This window comes from Propioniciclava coleopterorum, from assembly GCF_011393335.1.
In the GTDB taxonomy this organism is placed as follows: domain Bacteria; phylum Actinomycetota; class Actinomycetes; order Propionibacteriales; family Propionibacteriaceae; genus Propioniciclava; species Propioniciclava coleopterorum.
On record NZ_CP049865.1, the window covers coordinates 2,953,124 to 2,971,003 of the forward strand.

Below are 17,880 nucleotides of genomic sequence, written 5' to 3' on the forward strand. Positions count from 1 at the left end.
GCTGGAGGCCCGTTACCCACCCCCAGCGAGGCCGGTGCCGCGTGCGGTGCCGGCCTCGCGCCATCTCGTTGCTTCTCGCCGGTTCCCGGCGGTTCCGGTCGCGCCGGCCCTCGGTCCCGCGGTCGGACGCCCCGGAGCGTCCCGTCCTCGGTGCCGGTTCTCAGGCCGCGGCGTAGCTGCCGGAGCCGTTCCAGCCGGGGGCCAGCGCCTCGCAGTAGCCCTGCCGCCGCACCGTGAGCGCCGCGCCGTCGACGACCAGGCGCAGCCGCAGCACCGCGAGTTCGTCGCCCGTCACGTCGACGCGCAGGTCGAGGGTGCCCGGCGCGGACCAGCCCGCGGTCACCACGGCGGGGCCGCGCACGCCCGTGGCGCGGGCCAGGTCCGGCGCGGGCAGGGTGGTGGGGCGGCCCAGCGCGAACGGCAGCGTCCAGCCTTCCGGGCCCTCGGACGCCAGCGTGCCGCCCTCGGCGTCCACGTCGAGCAGGAGGGCGGCGTCCCCGAGCGTGCCGCCGGCCTCGGGCAGCCAGCGCCCCGGGGCGGGCACTGCGTGCGCGGCGGCGTGCGGGGGAGCGGGCCATTCGAGATCGCCGTCGGCGTCGCCCGGTTCCGGCCCCGACGCCGGGCCGCCCGCGTCGTGCTCGCGGACCCAGGCGTCCGCGAGCCGCCCCAGCACGAGATCCACCAGTTGCTGGTCGCCCTGTGGGCAGGCCTGGGTGTCGGCGGTGATGACGATCGACAGGTCGCGGGTGGGGTCGCCGTGCACGATCTGGCCGCCCAGGCCGAACATCAGCCACCCGCCCGACCGGGGCAGCCAGGTCTGCAGGCCGTAGCCGCCGGCGAGTTCGTCGCCCCACCCCTGCAGGGAGGTGTCGGCCTGGGGCGAGGTGGCCTGGGCCACGAAGTCGGCCGGCACCACCTGCTCACCGTCGTGCCGCCCGCCGGCGAGCAGCAGCCCTGCCAGGCGGCGCAGGTCGTCCGGGGTGCAGATCAGGCCCGAACCGCCGGAGGCGAAGCCGTCCGCGCCAGGCAGGACCCTGATGCCCGGCGAGGCGCCGATCGGGTCCAGCAGCCGGGGGCGCAGGTAGTCCACCAGCGGCACGCCGGCCGTCCGCTCGACGAGCGCGGCCAGGGTGTAGCTCCCCGACGTGTCGTAGGTGAACAGCGTGCCGGGCCGGTGCGTGGGCGGCACGCGGAAGTACGACTCCAGCCAGGGCCCGTCGTAGCGCTTGTAGGTCGTGGAGGGGTGGGGCCCGCGCATCGCCAGCGCGTCCCGCACCGTGGTGGCCGCGACGAACGGGTGGAACGGAGCCAGGTCGGGGAAGTGGTCGCACAGCGGCTGGTCGAGCGCGAGGCGTCCCTCCCCGGCCAGCAGGCCGATCGCGAGCCCGGTCAGCGTCTTGGTGACCGAGTACATCCGCTGGGGCGTGCGCAGGGTGAGCGGCGCGCAGGCGGCCTCGACCACCGACTGGCCGGCCCGGTGCACCTGGACGGTGTGCAGCGCGATGCCGCGCCCGGCGGCGAACCGGCGCAGGCGCCGCAGGGCGGTCACGGGGTCACCCCCGCGGCCCTCAGCCCCGCGGCGACCAGGCGCGCGACCACCAGCGCGCCCTCGCGGGACAGGTGCGTGTCGTCCCGCTCCCCGGCGGGGTGTCCCGGCCAGCGTCCGGGCTCGAGCCACAGGAACGAGGCCCGCGAGCCGTCCTCACCCTGCTCCTGCCACAGCGCCCGGCTGGCGACGGTGAGGTCGACCAGCGGGACGCCCTCCTCCGCGGCGACCCGGCGGACCGCCTGCGGGTAGGGGCCGTGCGTGGACCGCGCGCGGCCGTCGACGAACGTGCGCCGCTCGACCGGGGTGAGCAACACCGGGAGGCCGCCCCGGGCACGGACGCCGCCGACGACGCGGCGCAGGTGCGCCGGGTAGGCGCGGTACGGATCGGCGTGCCGCTCGTCGTCCTTGGCGTCGTTGTGACCGAACGCGATCAGCACGAGGTCGCCGGGTGTCACCGTGGCGAGCGCGCGCCCCAGCGTCCCGGACGCGATCAGGCTGGTGGTGCTCATGCCCGAGACGGCATGGTTGCGCACCTCGCGCCCGGTCACCTCGCCGAAGACCTGCCCCCAGCCCGTGCGCGGGGCCCGCTCCGGCGGGTAGTCGCTGGCGGTGGAGTCCGAAAGCACGTGCACCCGCCCGGACGCCGCGGGCGGCCCGTCCCACCCGGCCAGGTGGGTCGCCGCCTCGGCGGTCGCGGGGCGACGGTGGGCCGGTGCCGCCGGGACCGCACCGGGGGCCAGCACCGAACCGGACTCGCCGAACCGGCCGCCGTCGGACCAGGAGTGGCCGCCCATGTCGGCCCAGCGGTCGGCGGCGACGTGCGGGCCGATCGTGCAGCCGACGAACTGGGCGGACCCGACCGACTCGGGACGGCCGCCCGGATGCCACGGGCGCGCCAACCGGACGCTGCCCGGCGCGACCCCGTCGGCCGCGGTGAGGGTCACCCCGGCGAAGCAGAACCCGCCCGGGTGCTCGGCGGCCGTGCTGGGTGCGGCGACGCAGCCGGAGCCCACGCTGCGGATCTCGCCCCCTCGATGAGGGCGGTCGCGGCGCCGTAGACGAAGTCGACGTCGCCCTCGATGAGGCAGTCGGTCAACCGGACGTGGCGGACCTGCGCCGGCGAGGGGGAGTCGAGCAGCACGGTGTCCTGGCGCCCCAGGAGGCGGCAGCGCTCGACCCGGATCCGGGTGCCCCGGGTGCGCAGCGCCAGCGCCTGGGAGTCGGGGACGTCCGCGCCGGCCGTCTTGTCGAACGTGTTGCGGACCGTGACGGCGCGCAGGGTGACGTCGTCGGCGTCCAGGGTGATGGTCGCGCAGTCCTGGACCACCGGCATGCCGGAGGCGCCGCGGTCGCCCTGGCGCAGGTCGAAGGACAGGATCACGTCGCGCGGGTCGTCGGTGGCCGAAGTGATGAGGAGCGGCCGGGCGCGCGGCGCGACCACCACCTGCTCGACGTAGGTGCCGGGCTCGAGGACGATGACCTCGGCGTGCGGGTCGGCCAGCGCGAGCGACAGGCTGGGCAGCAGGCCGGCGTCGTCGCCGACGCGGAGTTCGCGGGGCATGGGATCCGTTCGGTCAGGGGGCGGGTGTCGGGGGTGCGTCGGCGAGGTCGGCCACCAGGCCGAGGCGGACGGTGGCGCCGGCGGCGAGGGCCAGTGGCGCGGCGAAGGCGAGGGCGGGGCCCGCCCCGGCGTAGCCGGCGGCGCGCACGAACCAGGGGAAGGTCGGTCCCGTCCGGGTCAGCGTGACCCGCCACGCGCCGGCGTCCTCGACGCGCAGCCACGGCGACGTCGAGCCGTGGACGCCGTCCTCGCCCGTGGCGTCGGCGGTCGTGACGACCGCGGCGTCCGGGAGGACCGGGAAACGCCAGAAGATGCCGCCGTAGCCGGCGCCGGCGCGTCCCTTGGTCGCGGAACTCTCGACGAGCAGGTCCGTCGCGGCGGTGAGGTCGCTGTCCCAGCCGAGCTCCCAGCCGGCCTCCGTCAGCCGCGCCGTCAGGGTGCGCTCCTCGGTGAGCAGCGTGGCGCCGTCCGGGTCGCGCCACGCGAGGCGCTGCCGCAGGACGCCGCCGTCGAGCTCGGCCGCCAGGACGCGCTGCGTCCCGTGGTTGGCCAGCATCGTCGAGCCGACGCCGCGGACGTAGGTGCGGCCGCCCCAGAAGGTCGTCCCGTTGACCGAGGACACCGCGAAGGACAACCCGTGGTGGTGCGGGTGGTCGACGGGGGCGTCCGCGGTGAGGTCGCGGCCCCCGAGCGTGCGGACGGGGTGCAGGAAGGGGCGGGGCGCGTGCTCGGGGCTCAGGTGCGAGCCGGGGGAGCACCGCGCCAGCAGCGCCTCTCCGCGGCGCAGCTCCCAGCCGTCCCCGGCCTCGCTCCAGAGCGGGGCGCTCACGCGTCGGCCCCCAGGGCGGCGGCCTCGGCGGCGTCCACGGCGCGGTCGAGGATCGTGGCGCGCAGGCCGAAGGCGAGCCGGTCGCCGGGGGCCAGGCGGACCGGGGCGTCCCACACCAGCGACGGACAGACCGCCAGGTAGTTGGAGCAACGCACGTGCCAGCGCACCGCCGGCCCCGTGGCCCGCAGCACCACCGACCACGGCGCGGTGGGGTGCACCAGCGCCAGCCAGGGTGAGGCGCTGCCGTGCGCGGTCGCGCCGCCCTCACCGTCCGCGGTGAGCACCGTCACGCCGTCCGGGCCGGGGAGGCGCCAGAACAGGCCGCCGTAGTGGGCGTCCTCGCGGCCCTGGTCGCTCGGGCTGGCGAGGACCAGCGGGCCGGACGCGGGCGTCAGCGTGCTGGACCAGGTCAGCTCCCAGCCGTCGCCGTCGGCGCGCAGCCGGGCCGTCACCGCCCGGTCCTCCTCGATCTGCGGCGTCCCGTCGGTGGCGCGCCACTGCAGCCGCTCCTCCAGGTCGCCGCCGGACGCGCTCAGGCTCCGGCTCGCCTGGGTGCCGTGGTTGGGCAGCAGCGTCGGCCCGAGCCGGTCAGGTAGGTGCGGCCGCCCCAGTAATTGGTGCCGTTGACCGAGTCGAACACCACCGAGACGCCGTGCTGGTGCCGGTGCGGGGCGTTGTTGGCGTCGGTGATGGCGCGGCCCGCGAGCGTGTAGAGCGGATGCAGGTACGGCCGCGGGGCGTAGACGTCGGGCATCACGGGTCGGCGCTCGTAGCGCGCGAGCAGGTCGCGCCCGGCGGTCAGCTCCACGTCGAGATCGTCGTCGTCGCGGTGCCAGGCGAAGACGCTCGGGGCGGTGTCCGGGGCGACGGTGATCCGGTCGCGCGGCGCCGGCCCGGTGCTGCCCCGCTCCACCAGCCGGGGAGCGAAGGTGAGCGTCCCGAGCTCGGTGTCGCCCGCCAGCATCCGCTCGACGGCCTCCCAGGCGTGCCGCCCCAGGTCGCCCTTGGGGGTCGAGACCGTGGTCAGGGACGGCGTGACGTACCGGGCGAACGGGATGTCGTCGTAGCCGGCGACCGAGATGTCCTCCGGGACGGTGACCCCCACCTCGTTGAGCCGGCCGAGCAGGCCGATGGCGATCACGTCGTTGTAGCAGATGGCGGCGGTGGCCCCCGAGGCGAGCACCGCCCCGGAGGCGGCGTAGCCGTCCTCGATCGTGGGTCCCGCCTGGATGGTCGTCAGGGTGACGCCGTCGTGCTCGCGGGCCAGCGAGCGCAGCGCGAGTTCGCGCTGCTGATTGGTGCGGCTGTGCGGGGGACCCGACAGGTACACGAAGGCGCGGTGGCCCTGCCGCATCAGCCGCCGCATCAGCGCCCGGCTGCCCTCGGCGTAATCGACCGTGACGGCCGGGGCGCCGCCCGCGTCCTCGGCCCGGTTGATGAGGACGACGGGCTCGGTGACGCTGAGGACGCGGCGCAGGTCGCGCGACGACATCCGGGGCGAGCAGAGGATGAGGGCGTCGCAGCGGCGGCGCAGTTCGATGGCCAGCCCGGCCTCGGCGTCCACGTCCTCGACGGTGTCGCTGACCAGGATCCGGTAGCCGGCGTCCGCGGCGGCGCGGCTCGCCCCGCGCAGCACGAGCTGGAACATCGGATTGGACAGATCGGGCATCAGGAACGCCACGGTCCGGGTGCTGCCCAGGGACAGGCTGCGGGCGGTGTTGCTGGGCACGTAGTCGAGCCGCTCGGCCGCGTCCATGACCCGCTTGATGGTCTCCGGCTTGACCGCCGGGTTGCCGTTCATCACCCGCGACACGGTCGACGCCGACACGCCCGCCAGGCGCGCTACGTCGTCGATGTTGGTGCTGCGTGGGCCGGCCATCGCGCCTCCCCAGATTCGAGCGGAGGGGACTCTCCCCGCCCCCGGCGAGTCTACTCCAGGGCGTGGAAGCGGTTTAGTCGGCACGCTGGGCACACGCTCGTGAACCGCTCCCATGGAGCGCCTGTGGTGACGTCCGGGTCCGCGGGGATCGGCGGCTCAGGCGCGTGGGTGCGCGCCCGGGAACGCGTGGGAGAAGTCGCCCTCGTCGTCCAGCGCGGCGGTCAGCGTCCCGGCGGGGGAGAGGACGCACACGCGGGCGCCCGCGGGACCGCGGAGCCGCAGCCGCGTGGGGACGCCGTCGCGCCAGGCCAGGTCGACGGTCAGGCCGCCGCGCGCCCGCAGCCCGCGCACCTCGCCGGTCGGCCACGCGGAGGGGAGGGCGGGCAGCAGCCGCAGTTCGCCGCCCCAGGACTGCACCAGCAGTTCCAGCACCGCGGCGGCGCCGCCGAGGTTGCCGTCGATCTGGAAGGGCGGGTGCGCGTCGAAGAGGTTCGGGTAGGCCAGCCGCGGGCCGACCAGGTCGCGCAGGATGCCGTGCGCCCGCTCCCCGTCGCCCAGCCGCGCCCACAGGCACGCGCGCCAGGCGGTGCCCCACCCGGTGGCGCGGTCGCCGCGCTGGTCGAGGGTGACGCGGGCCGCCTCGGCGAGGTCGGGGGTGTCGCGCACGTTGACCTGCTCGCTCGGGTAGACGGCGTACAGGTGCGAGACGTGCCGGTGGTGCGGCTCGGGAGCGTCGGCGTCCCAGTCCTCGAGCCACTCCTGCAACTGCCCGGTGCCACCCACCCGGTCGGGCGCGAGCCGGCCGCGCAGGTCGTCCAGGAGCGTGGCGAAGGCCTCGTCGCCGCCGACGACGCGGGTCGCGGACGCCGTGGCGGCGAACAGGTCCCGGACGATCTGGCGATCCATCGCCGGGCCGACGCACAGCGTGCCGCCGTGCGGGTGGTGGTTCTCCGGCGACATCGACGGCGAGGTGACCAGGCCGCGGCCCCCGGCGTCCGGGCGGAGGGTGTCGACGAAGAACTCCGCCGCGCCGACCAGCAGGGGGTGCAGCCGGCGCAGGAACGCCGGGTCGGGGTCGTAGGTCCAGTGGTCCCAGGCGGTGACCGCGAGCCACGCGCCGCCGGTGGGCCACAGCCCCCACTTCGCCGCGCCCAGCGGGGCGGTGCTGCGCCACAGGTCGGTGTTGTGGTGGGTGACCCAGCCGCGCGCCCCGTAGGTGTCGCGCGCGGTGATGGCGCCGCGCTCGGCCAGTCCCTCCAGCAGCGTCAGCAGCGGCCCGAACGCCTCGGGAAGGTTGGCCGGGTCGAGCGGCCAGTGGTTCATCTGGGTGTTGATGTTCGTGGTGTAGTTGCTGCTCCAGGGCGGGTTGGTGCCCTCGTTCCACAGCCCCTGCAGGTTCATGGGTTCGCCGCGCCGCGAGGACGCGATCGCGAGGTGGCGCGCGTACGCGACGTAGAGCGCGGTCAGTGCCGGGTCGTCGACTTCGGCGGCGGCGCGCAGCCGGTCGTCGGTGGGCAGGTCGGTGCGGCCGGACCCCAGGTCGAGGCTCATCCGCCCGGCGGGTTCGGCGTGGTCGGCCAGGTGCTCGGCCAGCAGGGCGGCGTGCCCGCGCGCGGCCGCGGCCTCGGTCCGGGCGCGCACGGCGGCCACGGGGTCGCCGCTCACGTCGTCGAAGCGCACGAAGCTGGTGGCCGCGTCGACGATCAGGGTGACGTCGGTGGCCCCGGTCACGGTGAGCCCGTCGGGGTCGGCGGTGATCGTGCCGTCGCCGAGGGCGCGGACGCGCAGGGCCACCCGGAGCCGGGCGGGGATCGCGCCGTCCTCGCCGTCCTCGTTGGCGCCGGTGAGCAGCCACGCCGCGGGGCCGTCGGGCGCCCCGTGCCACCCGGGCGTCGCGCGGGGGTCCTCGCGGAGCCACCACTGGGGCGCGGACGCCGTCGCGGGGGTGGCGGGCTCGGTCGAGGACGCCGCCGCGTAGTGCGCGCGCCCCGGGCCGCGGTGGGTCAGGCGGACGCCGAACGGGGCGTCGGCCTCGAGCCGCACGACGACCACGTCGCCCGGGGCCGTGGCGAACACGCTCCGGCGGTGGCGGACGCCCGCCAGCGTGAACGCGGTCGTCGCGACCCCGGTGGCCAGGTCCAGCTCGCGGCGGTGCTCGGTCGGCGCGCCGGGGGCGTCGTCGCCCCGGCCGGGGAGCAGGTCGAGCAGCAGGTCGCCCAGCGTCCCGTAGGCGGGGACGCGCGTCGGGACCGCGATCACCTCGGCGTCCGCGAGGGCGTGGGCCTCGGCGATGCGGCCCTCCTCCACGAGCGCCCGCACGCGGGGTAGCGCGGCGCCGGCTCCCGGGTTGTCGGCGGTGAAAGGGCCGCCGGCCCACAGCGTCTCCTCGTTGAGCTGGATCCGCTCCTGACCGACGCGCCCGAAGACCATCGCGCCGAGGCGTCCGTTCCCCACGGGGAGCGCCTCGTTCCAGGTCGCGGCCGGGCGGGGGTACCACAGGGTCAGGTCGTCGCTCATGGGCCTCGACCCTAGTGGCCCGCCGGCCGCACCGGCCGTGGGTTGCCACCCGGTCGCCGCGGCCCCCGTTGTCGTTCTGGTGCCACCAGTGCGGCGCGCCGGGGCCGCGACCAGGGGTGATGCCGCCGGCCCCGGCGACGCGGGGCACCGAAACGACGCGTGCGGCGGCGCCGTGCTCAGGAGGGGGCGTACCGGAACCGGCGCACCGTCACGGGTCCGTCGCCCGCCTGGACGCCCACGGTGCGCCCGGTGAACCCGCCGGCCACCTCGGTCGAGACGTAGCGGCCGTCGACGGTCGCCAGCGGGGTTTCGCGGCCGTCCAGGACGATCCCGAAGGTGATGAGGTCGGCGGCGTGGGCGTCCGGGGTGCCGCGCTCGGGGAGCCGGGCGGAGATCCGCAGGGTCACCGAGGCCGGGTCGCCGGCCGGCGCCTGGCCGAACACCTGGTGGAACGGACCCGCGTTCCCCACGGCGCGCACCGTCGGCATCGGCCTCGACGGCGTACCAGTGGGCGTCGTCGAGGCGCAGCACCAGTCGGCCCGTGCCCCGGCGGACGTCGAGCGTCGCCGTCGCGGTCCAGGCGAGGTCCGGGACGCGCACGACCACCGGACGCCCCGGCAGCAGCGCGAGGCCGTCCGGCCCGGGCGTCGCGTGCGCGAGGTCGCCGTGCGGGCTCACCCAGCGGGGCCCCAGCGCGGTCGCGAACGACTCGTCCAGACGCGTGTCCACCGGCCTCGGGGCGGCGAGGTCCTCCCGGAGGACCGGCCACTCGTCCACCCACTCGACCGGGCAGATGAACGTCTCGCGCCCGAGCACGTGCTGGCCGGGCGTGCGCCCGTGCGGCCGCACGCCGTGGAAGCAGGCCCACCACCGACCGTCCCACTCCAGGAGGTCGGCGTGGCCGACGGACTGGACCGGGTGGTCGGTCGAGCGGTGCGTGAGGATCGGGTTGCCGGGGTGGGGCTCCCACTCCGCGTCCGGGGCGTCGGGCCGGCGCGCCCGCGCGATGGTCACGCAGTGCCCCTTCTCGGTGCCGCCTTCGGCGAGCAGGAGGTACCACCAGTCGCCGACGCGGTACAGGTGCGGCCCCTCGGGCGCCTTCATCGTGCCGGTGCCGGCCCACACGTACCGGATCGGCGAGAGCCGCTCGCCGGTGAGCGGGTCGATCGTGACCTGGCCGCGCCCGTGCGGGTAGTGGTTCCAGGTGAGCAGGCACGCGCCTTGGTCGTCCCAGGCGAGGTCCGGGTCGATGCCCGGCGTGCCCGCCACGAAGACGGGCCCGGTCCAGGGGCCGGCGGCGTCGGTGGCGTGGAAGATCGCCTGTCCCCGCTCGAACTGGCCGACGTTGGTGGTGACGAACCAGAACCGGCCCGCATGGTGGCGCAGGGTGGATCCGTAGACGCCGCCGGAGGGGGCGTCCAGCGTCGACAGGTCGAACTGGTCGTCGCGATCGATGATGTTGCCGATCTGCTCCCAGGTGGCCAGGTCGGTGGAGCGGAACAGGGGCGCCCCGGGGAAGTACTCGAACGAGGAGTGCGCCAGGTAGACGGCGTCGGGTCCGGCGCACCAGGTGGGGTCGGGGTGGAAGCCGGGGATCGCGGGTTCGGTGTTTGGGAACTCCATGCGCAGTGATCCTAGGCAGGCCCGGCCGACGCGGCCGGGCGGACCCAGGGGAAGCGGGTCGGTGGTGATGGCCACCAGGGCGGTCTGCGGCGCGCCGCCCGCGAGGCGCACGGGCTGCGCGGACCCGGCGGCGCGGACCGTGCAGGAGGCGGACGGCAACAGCGCCGCGCATTCGGTCGGGGCGGAATGCGGATGCAGAAATGATCGTCCGGGCGCGGCCGCGCGAATGATGGGGCCGGTTTGATTCGAGAATCGCGCAGAAACCCGATCCGCCTCCTCGGCGGAATCGGTGAAAGAACGTGAACGAATGAAAGGTGAGGCCGGGGAATGCGGCCGATCGCGTCCGAAGGGAAGCGACCGATGCCGCCGGCGGCCCCGGCCCGCGCGCGGGCCGGGGCGTCGGAATCAGGAGCAGCCGATGTTGCTGAGCTTGGAGGAGGCCATGTGGGGCACCTGGTTGCTGCAGGTGACCACGTTGTTCCCCGCGTTGTTCGTCACCTTGATGCCGTACCCGCTCCAGTAATCCCAGATGGTGTTGGCGTCGATGACGTTGCCGTCGTTGCTGTAGGTCTTGATGCGGTGCGTCTGGATGCCGTCGACGTTGGCGCCCCGCGGCTGGCCGATCGTGTTGTGGCCCACGTACCAGTAGTTGCCCTTGACGTCGATCGCCGAGTCGGCGGAGGTGTCGCCGCTCGTGCCGGTGCGCTCGAAGAGGTTGTCGGTGAGCCGGCCGCCGTAGGTGCCCTCCTTCAAGTCGGCCCCCTCGGCCGTGGTGTCGCGGATGGTGTTGTGGTGGATGTTGTTGTTGTTCGACTGGTCCATGCCGCCGTTGCAGGCGTAGCCATCCGAGCCCCACTTGGTCTCCGACGAGCCGACGTAGACGCCCTCGCCGAAGCCCGGCTGGGCCTTGCCGGTGCCCTGGATCAGCGACCACTTCAGCTCGTTGTCGCTGCTGCACCGCATGAAGTGCACCGCCTCGTCGCCGACGTTGGTCACCGTGATGTAGTCCAGGACCGTACGGTTCGAGCCGTCCAGCACGACGCCCTTGCTCGAGTTCTGCAGCGTGACGTGGTTGACGACCCACCAGTCGCCGGTGATGGTCAGGGCGGTGCCGGACCCCTTGTTCGTGCTGCCGGTCTGGAGGAAGACGCCCTCGCGCCACTCGCCCTGGATCTTGATCGGGTTGCCGGCGGAGCCGTTGTTGCTGGCGCGGAACTGGCCGGTGTAGGTGCCGGCGTGGAGGTAGATCGTGTCGCCCGGTCCGGCGCTGCTCAGCGCGGAATGCAATTGCCCGGAATTGTAGACATCGTGCCAGGTGGCCGCCTGGGCGTTGGGGGCCACAATGGTGGCCGCAAGAATCGTCGCCCCGAGGACGGCTGCGCATCGTTGCGTTGTTTTCATTTCTGGATCATGGCACCGGGTCTGCGGCTCCGACAACCCCTTTCGCGGCCAGCGGCGAATGTCGAAGGCGGCGGCGTCGTGGAATGAATCGATGAAAATAGTCCGATTCACGCTCAACCGGGGATGGCGCTTACCCACCCCGCGGTGGCCGGATCCGCCGAGGCAACACCGTGCAACCGGCCGGGGTCGACGGCCGGACCGAGGGTGCGTGGGCGGGTGCAGTACGAGGTGCGTGGGCGGGTGCAGCGCGGGGTGCGTGGGCGCGCAGTTCGGTGTGCGGCGCACGGGCGGGGACGTGGAAAGACCCCCGACCAGGTGGAAGCTGATCGAGGGTCGATCCGTGCGCGAGAGAGGACTTGAACCTCCACGCCCTAATACGGGCACTAGCACCTCAAGCTAGCGCGTCTGCCAATTCCGCCACCCGCGCAAGGTGTCGGCCGGGTCTCCCCGGCAGCCCCGCAACTATAGCGCGCCGCGGGGATCGTGTCGAAACGGGGGTGCGCGCCGCTCAGGACGCGTCGCGGGCCTCGTTCGGGCCGCCCGAGACGTCGTCCAGCGCCCGGGCGATCTCGTCGGGCAGCGTCATCTCCTCGGCCTCCAGGTAGGGGGCCAACTGGGCGGCGGTGCGGACGCCGAGCAGCGGGGCGGTGACGCCGGGGGCGTCGCGGACCCACAGGTACGCCACCTGCAGCGGCGTGATGCCCAGGCCGTCGGCCGCCCGCGCGACGGCTTCGACGACGGCGCGGGAACGGGGCTCCAGATACGGCTCGACGTACCACTGGAAGTGGCGTGTGGCGCCGCGGGAGTCCCGGGGGACGCCGGTGCGGTACTTGCCGGTGAGGACGCCGCGTCCGAGCGGGGACCAGGGGAAGAACCCCATGCCGAAGTGCTGCAGCGCCGGCAGCACCTCCACCTCGGCGCGGCGGGCCAGCAGGGAGTACTCGACCTGGTTGCTGACCAGCGGGGCGCGCCCCGGGACGGCGCGCTGCCAGGTGGCCGAGGCGGCTGTCTGCCAGCCGACGAAGTTCGACAGGCCGACGTAGCGGGCCATCCCGGAGGCGACGGCGAAGTCGAGGGCCGCCAGCGTCTCCTCCAGGGGCGCGTGCCCCCAGGCGTGCACCTGCCACAGATCGACGTGGTCGGTGCCGAGCCGCTCCAGCGAGCCCCGCAGGTCGTCCAGCAGGGCATGGCGCGAGGTGTCCACCGTCCGGGCACCGTCGCGGAAGACGAAGCCGGCCTTCGTGGCGATGACCAGGTCGGAGCGCGCGACGTCGGCGCGCAGCAGCCGCCCGAGGATGCGTTCGGCGTCCCCGCGGGCGTAGGCGGGCGCGGTGTCGATCAGGGAACCGCCGGCGTCCACGAAGCCGCGCAGGACGCCGCGGGCGTCCTCGGCCCGGGTGTCGCGGCCCCACGTCATCGTCCCCAGCCCGAACCGGGAGACGGTCAGGCCGCTGAACCCGACCTGCCGTGTGCGCTGCGGGGCGGTCTTCGTCGCGGGCGCCATGCCTAGACCGGGGTGACCACGCCGGCGACCAGCAGGCCAGCGATCAGGATCGCCAGCACGATCCGGTAGATCACGAACGCGGTGAAGTTGTTGGACGCCACGAACTTCAGCAGCCACGCGATGGACACGTAGGCCACGACGAACGACACGACGATCCCGATGATGGTGGCGAGCCACCCGACCCCGCCCGGGGCGGAGATGTCGGACGCCGCCGAGACCGCCTGGTAGCCGCCGGCGGCGACCAGCGTCGGGATGCCGAGGAAGAAGCTCATCCGGGTGGCGGTGACGCGGTCGATGCCCAGGAACAGCGCGCCGGAGATGGTGGCGCCCGAGCGGCTGACGCCCGGGATGAGCGAGAAGCACTGGATGAGGCCCAGCAGGGCGCCGTCCTTCCAGGTGATGGAGTCCTCGCCGCGGTCCTGCTTGCCGAACCGGTCCGCGGCGAACATCACCACGCTCCACACGACCAGGCCGCCGACCACGAACCACAGCGACCGCAGCGGCCCCTCGATCAGGTCCTTCAACGCGAAGGCGATGACGGCCGTGACGGCGAAGCCGGCGATGATCGCCCAGCCGAGCTGGAAGTCGGCGCCGCGCTTGGCGCGGTCGGCCAGGCCGGCGAACCAGGCGCCCGCGATGCGGACGATGTCCTTCCAGAAGTACACGATGGAGGCGAGCATGGCCCCGATCTGGATGATGGCGGTGTACGCGGTGACCGACGGCGCGTTGATGGGCAGCCCCATCAGCTTCTCGGCGACGGTGAGGTGGCCCGTGGAGGAGATCGGGAGGAACTCCGTCACGCCTTCGATGATGCCGAGGATGACCGACTGCCACCATTCCAACATGCGTGTGCTCTCCGTTCGTTCGCCGAATCAGACGCCCCAGCGTAGCCCGCTCGCCGCCCGTTAGGCTGGCCGGGTCGCGGCACCGCGCCGCCCCTGTGCGAGGAGAACCCATGAAGGCATGGTCCGGCCCGGACGTCCCCACCCTGTCTCCGGACCCGACCCTGCCCCGCGTGTACGACACCGCCTCGCAGGCCCTGGTGGAGGTCGGTCGCGAGGACGCCCCCGCCCGCTTGTACGTCTGCGGGATCACCCCCTACGACGCCACCCACCTCGGCCACGCGAACACCTACCTGGCCTTCGACCTGCTGCAGCGGGTGTGGCGCGACGCGGGCAGGGAGGTCGTCTACACCCAGAACGTCACCGACGTGGACGACCCGCTGCTGGAGCGCGCCGAGGCCACCGGGGTCGCGTGGGAGGACCTCGCGGAGGGGCAGGTGGAACTGTTCCGCACCGACATGGAGGCGCTGCGCGTGATCCCGCCGCAGCACTACGTGGGCGCCGTCGAGTCGATCCCGCTGGTGGTCGACCTCATCGAGCGGCTGCTGCCGACCGGTCTGGTCTACCAGGTGGACGACCCCGAGCACCCCGACTGGTACTTCGCCTGCTCGCAGGCCCACGACTTCGGCGAGGTGTCCAACCTCGACCGCGCCACCGCCGTGGCGCTGTTCGGCGAGCGCGGCGGCGACCCGGACCGCCCCGGCAAGCGCGACGCGCTGGACTGCCTGGTGTGGCGGATGGCCCGCGACGGCGAGCCGAGTTGGGACTCCGCGCTGGGACGCGGCCGTCCGGGCTGGCACATCGAGTGCACCGCGATCGCGCTGCAGTTCCTGGGGGAGACGTTCGACGTGCAGGGGGGCGGCTCCGACCTGATCTTCCCGCACCACGAGATGTGCGCCACCGAGGCCCGGGCGGCCACCGGCGAGGCGTTCGCGGACGCCTACGTGCACGCCGGCATGGTCGGCTACGAGGGCGAGAAGATGTCCAAGAGCAAGGGGAACCTGGTCCTGGTGTCGCGGCTGCGCGAGCAGGGCGTCGACCCGATGGCGATCCGGCTGGTGCTGCTCGCGCACCACTACCGCGAGGACTGGGAGTACACCGACGCCGACCTGGCCCGCGCGCAGGAGCGGCTGGCGGCGTGGCGGGGCGCGATGAACGACGCCACGGGGATGCCGGCCGGGGAGACCGTCGCCGCCGTGCGGGCCGCGCTGCGCGACGACCTGGACGCGCCCTCGGCCCTGGCCGCCGTGGACGCCTGGGTGGCGGCGTCGGCGGCCATCGACAGCGATGACACCGACGCCCCCGGCGATATCCAGCGCGTGGTGGACGCGCTGCTGGGCGTCATCCTGGCCTGACGGCCGACTCCAGCGCCGCCTTCGCGGCCGCCCGCTCCTGCTTGGCGCGGGCGACCTCGGCGCGCGCCGTCGACCACGAGCGCCAGCGGCCGCGCCGCACCGCGAGCACCGTCAGCGCGACGCCGGCCGCCAGCCCGAGCGCTATCACGACGACGGAGCCCTCCATGCCCACCGTCCCTCCGGACAGCCAGTCCGGCCCGGCGAGGTGGCCTTCAAACAGGCCGCGCCCCGACCCGGAGCCGGAGACGTCGGTGCCGAAGACGGCCGACTGCATGGCGTTCCAGGCGAAGTGGATGCCGATGGGCAGCCACAGCCTCCCCGTCAGGATGTAGGCGACGTTGAGCAGCAGGCCGGCGCTGATCATGATCGCGACCGCGCCGTAGACGCCGGCGCCGCCGTTGCTGACGTGCACCAGGCCGAAGACGACGGTGAGGGCGGCCACGGCGACGGTCGAGCCGAAGCGGGCGTCCAGCAGGCGGAGCAGGAAGCCGCGGAAGAACACCTCCTCGCCGAAGGCGGCGCCCACGCCGAGCATGGTCCCGATCAGGATCCCGCCGTGGAGGGCGGGGTCCGTGCCCCGGTACACGCCCAGGGCGAGCAGGATCAGGCCGCCGACCCCGATGAGCCCGGCGCCGAGCATGGTGCCCGCGGACAGTTCCCCCACGATGCCGCGCCGGCGGAACGTGTCGTGGAAGTCGGCGCGCGCGAACGCCCGCAGCAGGAGGGCGAAGCCGATCATCGACACGACCGCGTAGGTGCCGAAGTAGACCGTGGCGGCGGCGGGGTCGCCCAGCAGGAGCTGCATGCCCTGGCTCGGGTCGATGGTCCCGCCGTCGCCGCGGAGCCGGTCCAGCATGGTCAGGGCGATCACGGCGCCGCCGGCGAGTCCGGCGAACAGTTGGGCGACGAAGAACAGGACGGCGCCGAGGAGGGCCTGGAGCAGCGGCAGCCGCCCGCCCGGTCCGACCGGCAGGGTCGGCGGGCCCGGTGGTGCGACCGGAAGGTGCTGCGGGATCGGGGCGGGCTGCGCCGCCGGGGTGTGCTGACGGGGGGTGGGTTCGGGCCGCGACGAGGGGCCGGACGGGGTGAACGTCATGCCCCGCACACTAACCCCACGTCCGGAGGCGTCCCAGCGTTCGGACGCGCGTCCGCCCCGATCGCGTTCGACCCGGGGCGTCGGGCGCCGCACTAGACTTCCCCCACGTGAAGACGTTCGAGGAGCTGTTCGCCGAGTTGACCGCGAAGGCGGAGGCGCGACCCGAGGGGTCGGGCACCGTGCAGGAGCTGGACGCCGGCGTCCACTTCATCGGCAAGAAGATCGTGGAGGAGGCCGCCGAGGTGTGGATGGCCGCCGAGTACCAGTCCGACGCGGAGGCGTCCGAGGAGATCAGTCAGCTGCTGTACCACGTGCAGGTGATGATGATCGCCAAGGGGCTCACGCTGTCCGACATCTACCGCTACCTGTGAGGGGAACCGTGAACGACCGCCCGCTGCTGCGCATCGCGCTGCCGAACAAGGGCTCGCTCGCCGAGTCGACCCAGGCCATGCTGCGCGAGGCCGGGTACGCCCAGCGCGTCGACACCAAGGACCTCGTCCTGCTCGACGAGGCCAACGGCGTCGAGTTCTACTACCTGCGCCCGCGCGACATCGCGGTGTACGTGGGGGAGAAGACGCTCGACCTGGGCTTCACCGGCCGCGACATGCTGCTCGACTCCGGCGCGGACGCCGAGGAGGTGCTGGCGCTCGGCTTCGGCGGGACGCGCTTCCGCTTCGCCGCGCCCGGGGCGTCCGGCTGGACGGTCGCGTCTTTGGACGGCAAGCGGATCGCGACCTCCTACCCGGGGCTGCTGGGCGGCTACCTGGCCGAGCGCGGGGTCGAGGCGCGCCTCATCAAGCTCGACGGCGCTGTGGAGAGCGCCGTGCGGCTGGGCGTCGCCGACGCGATCGCGGACGTGGTCGAGACGGGCAGCACCCTCAAGCGCGCCGGCCTCGAGGTCTTCGGGGACCCGATCCTGACGTCCGAGGCGATCCTCATCCAGGGTGCGGGCGTCGACAAGCCGGCTGGACTGGACCTGCTGCTGCGCCGCCTGACCGGCGTGATGACCGCCCGCAACTACAAGATGGTCGACTACAACATCGACGCCGCCAAGCTCGACGCCGCGATCGCGATCACGCCCGGCATCGACAGCCCGACGGTGTCCCACCTGGCCCGCGAGGGCTGGCTCGCGGTGCGCGCCATGATCCCCGCCAAGCAGGCGCCGAGCATCATGGACGACCTGTGGGACGCCGGCGCGGAGGGCATCCTCGTCACCGACATCGCGGCGTGCCGGCTGTGAGCGCCGCCGAGAAGCCGACCGCGGGCGTCCCCGAGCAGTTCGAGGCGCACCCGCACCTGCTGCGGCGGCAGGCGGTGCTGTGGACGATCGTCATGGGCGGCGCGGCCCTGCTGGGCTGGTTCATGCTGCCCGCCACGATCCGGGCGATGTTCACCCTGCCGCAGATCCTGACGCTGGCGTTCTTCCTGGTGTTCATGCTGGGCGTCGTGTGGACGGTGGCCTCCGGCTGGGTGCGCGCGGACGCCTCGGGGCTGTCGGGACGCAACGGGCTGCGCAGCTACCGGATCGGGTGGGACGAGATCGAGTCGATCCGCTACCGCGACGGCGACCACTGGGCCTTCGTCGAGCTCAACGACACCACCGACCGGCCGCTGCTCGGCATCATGCGCTCCGACGGTGAGATGGCCGACGACAAGGTCGAGGAGCTCCGGGCGATCGCCGCCCGCCACATCCCCCGCTGACGGACCGCCGGCCGGCGGCCACC

At 74.1% G+C, this 17,880-nt stretch carries 15 protein-coding genes and 1 tRNA gene; 4 read left to right on the forward strand and 12 right to left on the reverse strand.

The features are described from left to right. Window positions 1-160 precede the first annotated feature (160 nt). The 11 genes from G7070_RS14065 to G7070_RS14120 all read right to left on the reverse strand — a co-directional run bounded on the left by G7070_RS14065 (window position 161) and on the right by G7070_RS14120 (window position 13,705). Complete coding sequence (locus tag G7070_RS14065) at window positions 161-1,549, reverse strand: serine hydrolase domain-containing protein (RefSeq protein WP_166234257.1); 1,389 nt, start codon at window positions 1,547-1,549, stop codon at window positions 161-163. Continuing rightward, complete coding sequence (locus G7070_RS14070) at window positions 1,546-2,562, reverse strand: rhamnogalacturonan acetylesterase (protein WP_166234258.1); 1,017 nt, start codon at window positions 2,560-2,562, stop codon at window positions 1,546-1,548. Before G7070_RS14070 ends, G7070_RS14065 begins: the two co-directional genes overlap by 4 nt. Continuing rightward, window positions 2,490-3,110 (reverse strand): pectinesterase family protein, encoded by a 621-nt coding sequence (locus G7070_RS14075; RefSeq protein WP_166234259.1) that lies wholly within the window; start codon window positions 3,108-3,110, stop codon window positions 2,490-2,492. Before G7070_RS14075 ends, G7070_RS14070 begins: the two co-directional genes overlap by 73 nt. Window positions 3,111-3,123: 13 nt before the next feature. Then, on the reverse strand, window positions 3,124-3,939 hold the full coding sequence (locus G7070_RS14080; protein ID WP_206079813.1) for a DUF6807 family protein: 816 nt from the start codon (window positions 3,937-3,939) through the stop codon (window positions 3,124-3,126). Further along, a complete protein-coding gene (locus tag G7070_RS19320; RefSeq protein ID WP_166235336.1) occupies window positions 3,936-4,550 on the reverse strand; it encodes a DUF6807 family protein in 615 nt (204 codons plus the stop codon). Before G7070_RS19320 ends, G7070_RS14080 begins: the two co-directional genes overlap by 4 nt. Next, complete coding sequence (locus tag G7070_RS14090) at window positions 4,472-5,818, reverse strand: substrate-binding domain-containing protein (RefSeq protein ID WP_166234260.1); 1,347 nt, start codon at window positions 5,816-5,818, stop codon at window positions 4,472-4,474. Before G7070_RS14090 ends, G7070_RS19320 begins: the two co-directional genes overlap by 79 nt. 156 nt (window positions 5,819-5,974) lie before the next feature. After that, a complete protein-coding gene (locus G7070_RS18035; protein WP_206079814.1) occupies window positions 5,975-9,958 on the reverse strand; it encodes a glycosyl hydrolase family 95 catalytic domain-containing protein in 3,984 nt (1,327 codons plus the stop codon). A 405-nt stretch (window positions 9,959-10,363) separates the two neighbouring features. After that, window positions 10,364-11,245 carry a right-handed parallel beta-helix repeat-containing protein gene (locus G7070_RS14105; protein WP_166234262.1) on the reverse strand — a complete coding sequence of 294 codons (882 nt, stop codon included), beginning with the start codon at window positions 11,243-11,245 and terminating at the stop codon, window positions 10,364-10,366. A 455-nt stretch (window positions 11,246-11,700) separates the two neighbouring features. Further along, window positions 11,701-11,786: transfer RNA gene (locus G7070_RS14110), tRNA-Leu, on the reverse strand. Between the two features lie 81 nt (window positions 11,787-11,867). Then, on the reverse strand, window positions 11,868-12,863 hold the full coding sequence (locus G7070_RS14115; RefSeq protein WP_166234263.1) for an aldo/keto reductase: 996 nt from the start codon (window positions 12,861-12,863) through the stop codon (window positions 11,868-11,870). Window positions 12,864-12,865: 2 nt separating this feature from the next. Continuing rightward, complete coding sequence (locus tag G7070_RS14120; protein WP_166235338.1) at window positions 12,866-13,705, reverse strand: undecaprenyl-diphosphate phosphatase; 840 nt, start codon at window positions 13,703-13,705, stop codon at window positions 12,866-12,868. A gap of 113 nt (window positions 13,706-13,818) precedes the next feature. Between G7070_RS14120 and mshC the strand changes: the two genes are divergently transcribed. Beyond that, window positions 13,819-15,060: a cysteine--1-D-myo-inosityl 2-amino-2-deoxy-alpha-D-glucopyranoside ligase gene (mshC, locus tag G7070_RS14125; RefSeq protein ID WP_166234264.1), complete on the forward strand. Its 1,242-nt coding sequence runs from the start codon at window positions 13,819-13,821 to the stop codon at window positions 15,058-15,060. Here mshC and G7070_RS14130 read toward each other — a convergent pair. Next, on the reverse strand, window positions 15,047-16,156 hold the full coding sequence (locus G7070_RS14130) for a CPBP family intramembrane glutamic endopeptidase (protein ID WP_166234265.1): 1,110 nt from the start codon (window positions 16,154-16,156) through the stop codon (window positions 15,047-15,049). The two genes, mshC and G7070_RS14130, sit on opposite strands and share 14 nt — an antisense overlap. 107 nt (window positions 16,157-16,263) lie before the next feature. Between G7070_RS14130 and G7070_RS14135 the strand changes: the two genes are divergently transcribed. From G7070_RS14135 to G7070_RS14145, 3 genes are read left to right on the forward strand one after another with little or no spacing between them, the layout of a single operon-like run. Continuing rightward, the gene (locus tag G7070_RS14135) at window positions 16,264-16,527 is read left to right on the forward strand and encodes a phosphoribosyl-ATP diphosphatase (protein WP_166234266.1); all 264 of its coding nucleotides are present in this window, start codon (window positions 16,264-16,266) and stop codon (window positions 16,525-16,527) included. Window positions 16,528-16,550: 23 nt separating this feature from the next. After that, window positions 16,551-17,396, forward strand: coding sequence for an ATP phosphoribosyltransferase (gene hisG, locus G7070_RS14140; protein WP_431977956.1), 846 nt, complete (start codon window positions 16,551-16,553; stop codon window positions 17,394-17,396). Next, window positions 17,384-17,857 carry a PH domain-containing protein gene (locus G7070_RS14145; RefSeq protein ID WP_166234268.1) on the forward strand — a complete coding sequence of 158 codons (474 nt, stop codon included), beginning with the start codon at window positions 17,384-17,386 and terminating at the stop codon, window positions 17,855-17,857. Before hisG ends, G7070_RS14145 begins: the two co-directional genes overlap by 13 nt. Window positions 17,858-17,880: the final 23 nt, after the last annotated feature.